Source organism: Actinacidiphila bryophytorum, assembly GCF_016916835.1.
Lineage (GTDB): Bacteria > Actinomycetota > Actinomycetes > Streptomycetales > Streptomycetaceae > Actinacidiphila > Actinacidiphila bryophytorum.
Genome location: NZ_JAFFIX010000053.1, coordinates 1 through 4,379, shown reverse-complemented (window position 1 = coordinate 4,379; position 4,379 = coordinate 1). Strand labels below are relative to the sequence as shown.

At 69.7% G+C, this 4,379-nt stretch carries 3 protein-coding genes and 1 pseudogene; 3 read left to right on the top strand and 1 reads right to left on the bottom strand.

All coding sequences use genetic code 11. The features are described from left to right. A partial coding sequence (locus tag JT723_RS34485) for an endo-1,4-beta-xylanase (RefSeq protein WP_205048852.1) occupies positions 1-276 on the bottom strand: 276 nt, incomplete at its 3' end. Between the two features lie 560 nt (positions 277-836). On the opposite strand from JT723_RS34485, the gene JT723_RS34480 reads away from it, so the two are divergent. The 3 genes and pseudogenes from JT723_RS34480 to JT723_RS34470 all read left to right on the top strand — a co-directional run. Continuing rightward, a complete protein-coding gene (locus tag JT723_RS34480) occupies positions 837-2,018 on the top strand; it encodes a glycoside hydrolase family 12 protein (RefSeq protein ID WP_205048851.1) in 1,182 nt (393 codons plus the stop codon). A 135-nt stretch (positions 2,019-2,153) separates the two neighbouring features. Further along, complete coding sequence (locus JT723_RS34475; protein ID WP_251512524.1) at positions 2,154-3,413, top strand: poly(ethylene terephthalate) hydrolase family protein; 1,260 nt, start codon at positions 2,154-2,156, stop codon at positions 3,411-3,413. Between the two features lie 393 nt (positions 3,414-3,806). Then, positions 3,807-4,379, top strand: a pseudogene (locus JT723_RS34470) (right-handed parallel beta-helix repeat-containing protein); the annotation flags it as partial.

The window sequence follows — 4,379 nt, the reverse complement described above, 5'->3', positions numbered from 1 at the left end:
CGTGGTGTCCCACTTCATCTCGTTCTCCGGGGTGATCATGTTGAACTCCCGGTCGAGAATCGCCGTGTACGCCGAGGTACCCAGCTTCCCCGCAGGCACCGCCGTACCGAAATACCGGCCCGACTGCGCCGCCGCCGCACCCAGCGAACTCGCCGCCGCAGCATGGGGTGCCGATGTCGCCAGGGCGACGACGGCCAGCGAGGCGCTGACCGCCACTCCGGTGGCCGCCGCCACCGCCTTTCTCTGGATGCTTCGATGTCTGGTGAGCCAGGACATGTCGGTGGGTGCTCCTCACGGTGGGGGGACAGGGCACCGGCCGGAGGCCGGCGCCCGGCTGCTGTCGCCGCGCTGCCTGCCGTGGCGCAGGGTGAGCGCTAACATCACACTCACTCAGGCTGGGCGTGGCAGTGGCGAAATTTTCGAGATTCCCACGATCGTTTCGCGGCACAGTAGGACGCCTGCCGGGACGCGTCAATACATCTCGCAGCAAGGCGCCCCGGTGTGAAGTGCCCGCCGGCGCTCGCCACTTGGTCCACTTGCGCCACTACCAGCGCTTTGACCTGGGCTGATCGGACCGGAGGGAGACCGTTCCCCTTCCCGGTCGGCCGCATGGGTAGCGAAAGATTTCGATTCCTGCTCGTTGACGTTTCGCGGACCACGTGTGCACACTGGCCAACGTTTCGCATTCCGGGCAGGGACACGCCGCCTGGCGAACCGTCGACGTCCGCAAGGGAACCGCCTGCACGGCCCGCATCCGAAGCCGAATGGGAGCGCTCCCATACGGACGAGGCTCCATGCTGCCTGTTCTTCTCCCCCCACCCCGTGAAGGGACGAGCATGTCGAGACTTCAGCGAGCCCTCCGATCGACGCGCAAGACCGTGCTGTCGGCGGTCGTGGCGCTCGGCGTGGCCGTCGGGGGCCTTGTCGCCCTGACCGCCGCCCCGGCCGCACACGCCGACACCCAGATCTGCGACCAGTACGGCTCGACCACCATCCAGGGCCGCTACGTGGTCCAGAACAACCGGTGGGGCACCACCGCGACCCAGTGCATCAACGTCACCAGCTCCGGCTTCCAGATCACCCAGGCCGACGGCACCGCCACCAACGGCGGGCCGAAGTCGTACCCGTCGGTCTTCTACGGCTGCCACTACACCAACTGCTCGCCGGGCACCAACCTGCCCGCGCAGCTCAGCTCGATCAGCAGCGCGCCGACCAGTGTCTCGTTCAACTACGTCGGCAACGCCGTCTACGACGCCGCCTACGACATCTGGCTCGACCCGACGGCCAAGAAGGACGGAGTCAACAAGACCGAGATCATGGTCTGGTACCACCAGACCAGCCCCGTCCAGCCGGTCGGCTCCAAGGTCGGCAGCGCGAACGTCGCCGGGCGCACATGGGACGTGTGGACCGGCAACAACGGCTCCAACGACGTGATCTCCTTCGTCTCACCCTCGGCGATCAGCAGCTGGAACTTCGACGTCAAGGCCTTCGCCAACGAGACGATCAGCCGCGGCCTGGCCCAGAGCAACTGGTACCTCACCAGCGTCCAGGCCGGTTTCGAGCCCTGGCAGAACGGCGCGGGCCTGGCCGTCACGTCCTTCTCGTCCTCGGTGAACCTCGGCGGCAGCTCGACCGACGGCGGTACCACGAACGGCGGCACGTCCACCGGTACCACCAGCGGCGGCACCACCGGGGGCAGCGGCTCGTCCGGCTGCAAGGTGACCGTCACCCCGCAGAGCTGGTCCGGCGGCTTCACCGCCAACGTCACCGTGGCCAACACCGGCTCCAGCGCCGTCAACGGCTGGAAGCTCGGCTTCACCCTGCCCTCCGGCCAGACGATCACCAGCGCCTGGAACGCGACCGTGTCGCCCTCCTCCGGCTCGGTGACCGCCACCAACCTGTCCTACAACGCCCAGATCCCGGCCGGCGGCTCCCAGTCCTTCGGCTTCCAGGGCACCACCAGCGGCGCCTACGCCGCCCCCACCGGCTTCACCCTGAACGGCACAGCCTGCTCCTGACCTGCCGCTGCGCCGTCCGCCCCGAGCGGCGGGCGGCGCGGCCGCAGGCGAACGGTGCAGCAGCCCCAGACGCACGACGACCAGGAGGAATGCTCTATGTACCAGGGTTTACGTGCCCGGTCGACCAGAACCATCGTGGCCGCTGTGGTGGCCGTCGCGGGCCTGCTCGCCGCGATGCTGGCCTTCCAGCCGGCGGCGGCGGCCGACAATCCCTACCAGCGCGGGCCCGACCCGACGACGGCGTCCGTTGCCGCCTCCCACGGGCCGTTCGCCACGTCCCAGACGAGTGTCGCGCCGGGCAACGGCTTCAACGGCGGCACGATCTACTACCCGACCGACACCAGCGCGGGCACCTGGGGCGCGGTGGCGATCGTGCCCGGATACACCGCCCTGTTCTCCAACGAGGAAGCCTGGATGGGGCCGTGGCTGTCCTCGTTCGGATTCGTCGTGATCGGCATCGAGACCAACAGCCGCAACGACTTCGACGCCGCCCGGGGGACCCAGCTCCTCGCAGCGCTCGACTACCTCACCCAGCGCAGCCCGGTGAAGGACCGCGTCGACACCAGCCGGCTGTCGGTGATCGGCCACTCGATGGGGGGCGGGGGCGTGGTGTACGCCTCCGAGCACCGGCCCTCGCTCAAGGCCGCCGTCGCCCTGGCGCCCTTCTCGCCGTCCCAGGACATGTCCACCGACCAGGTGCCGACGATGGTCATGGCCGGCCAGAACGACACCGTGGTCACCCCCTCCTACCTCGACGGCCTGTACGCCACCATGCCGGCCGCCACCCAGAGCGACTTCGTGCAGATCGCCGGCGCCGACCACGTCTGGTACACGCATCCGCAGACCACCGAGATGCGCCTGCTGATCCCCTGGCTGAAGATCTTCGTCGACGACGACACCCGCTACTCGCAGTTCCTGTGCCCGTCGCTCGCGGACCCCAGCGGCGTCTCGATCTACCACAGCAAGTGCCCGTACGTGCCGCCGGGCGCAAGCACCAGCGGCGGTACGACTGACGGCGGGACCACCGTGGGTGGTACCACCGACGGCGGCACCACCGTCGGGGGGACGGACAGCGGCGGCACGACCTCGGGAGGCACGGGGGACGGCTGCTCGGCGACGTACACCACCGTCAACAGCTGGTCCGGCGGCTTCCAGGGCGAGGTCAAGGTCACCGCGGGCGCGCAGCCGGTCAGCGGCTGGACCGTCCGGTGGACCCTGGGCAGCGGGCAGGGCATCAGCCAGGTCTGGAACGGGACAGCCACCACCAGCGGCTCCGACGTGTCCGTGCGCAACGTGTCCTACAACGGCTCGCTGCAACCGTCCGCGTCGACCACCTTCGGCTTCCTCGGCACAGGGACGCCCGCGGACGTGTCACTGAGCTGCACCAGTCCCTGATCCGGGCGCTCCCGGGCGGGGGGCGTCCGCTGCAGTCCGCTCGCGAAGGCGGCCCCCGTCCGACGCACCTGTGTCGCACCTCTTGAGCTTCGACGCGCGAATGTGTCAGTCTCATTTCGGCGCCCAGCGCCCCCCGTTGTGCGCACGCCTTTGTCCCCCCACCAGATGTGAGCGCTCACGTCACCGCCGAGCTGGCATCTTCCCCGCCATGCACCCCTTTCGGCGCCTGTGACGCGGCGATCCCTCCTCGAAAGAGACTGATTAATCGTCCCGGCGCTGGGACGGCATAGGTGCTACTGCGCTCTGCCCCGGGCGGAGCGCCCCAGGCCGTTCGCGCGGGCTTCGGCAGCCCCGTGCGAACGGCCCTCCACCCACGCAGAAAGAGAGCGGACCATGATCTTCTCCACCCGCCCGCGCCCGCACCACAGCCGACCACCGAGAGCTGCCCTGGTCGCGGCCCTCGCCGTCGGCGCGGTCGTCGCCGCCCCGGCCGTGACGTCGCACGCGGCGACCATGACCACCGTGTACGCCTCCCCGACCGGCAGCGGCACCGCGTGCTCCGCCTCGGCGCCGTGCTCCCTGACCCAGGCGAAGACCGCGGTCGAGGCCGCCGCAGGGAACATGAGCGGTGACATCGTCGTCCAACTGGCCGGCGGCACCTACCGCATGTCCGCGCCGCTCGTACTGGGCAGCGCCGACTCCGGCAGCAACGGCCACCAGGTGATCTGGCAGGCGGCACCCGGCGAGCAGCCGGTGCTGTCGGGCGGGCAGCAGGTGACCGGCTGGACGGTCAAGGACGCCGCGAACAACATCTACGCGGCCTCGGTGCCCGCGGGCACCGACTCGCGGCAGCTGTTCGTCGACGGTTCACTGGCGCCGCGCGCCGCCGTCTCCATCTCCCGCAGCGACGTCAAGATCACCGCGAGCGGGATGACGATCGTGAACTCGGCGCTGAACTATCTGGCG